We start from the raw sequence: 776 nt of genomic DNA, 5'->3' as shown, positions 1-776 counted from the left end.
GAGATGATCAATGGTGAAGGCAACATTAGTATGTTGTCAGAGCGTGGCAGTATGACCATTGATGAGCGAACCAATTCGCTATTAATCAGAGAATTGCCAGAGAACATCGCCGTTATTCGCGAAATCATTGAATCGCTCGATATCCCAGTCAAACAAGTACAAATTGAAGCCCGAATTGTCACCATCAGTGAGGGTAACATGGATGAGTTAGGTATTCGTTGGGGCTTCACATCTATTAATGGTAATAACACCGTTGGTGGCTCTATTGAGAACAACCTAGCGACAATCGGTTTGTACGAAGGTGGTGGTGATGGCGAAGGTGAAGAGGGTGGTGATGGTGTTGGTATCGATGATTTCCTTAATGTGAATTTAGCAGCGACCAACCCGAATGCGGCGAGTATTGCGTTCCAAGTGGCAAAGTTAGGTTCTGATACATTATTGGACTTAGAGCTGTCTGCATTGCAGCAAGAATCAAAAGCAGAAATCATTTCGAGCCCACGATTGATCACGACCAATAAGAAGCCCGCGTACATTGAACAAGGTACCGAAATTCCTTATCTAGAATCTTCATCGAGTGGTGCAACGTCAGTGACCTTTAAAAAAGCGGTGTTGAGCTTGAAGGTGACACCGCAGATCACACCTGACAATCGTTTAGTGTTGGATCTGAGTGTGACCCAAGACCGACCTGGTAAGGTAGTGAAAACGGGCACAGGAGAGGCAATGGCAATTGATACGCAGCGCATTGGTACCCAAGTTCTGGTTAATAATGGTGAGAC

General features: G+C 45.4%; 1 protein-coding gene. It reads left to right on the top strand.

Annotated elements, in window-relative coordinates; translation table 11 throughout:
* The coding region (locus R8N49_RS26570) for a secretin N-terminal domain-containing protein (protein WP_318190375.1) at positions 1-776 on the top strand (776 nt) is incomplete at both ends.

Source organism: Vibrio sp. 1978 (genome assembly GCF_033344345.1).
The sequence above is the reverse complement of the archived record's forward strand: the minus strand, read 5'-3'. Positions and strand labels throughout refer to the sequence as shown.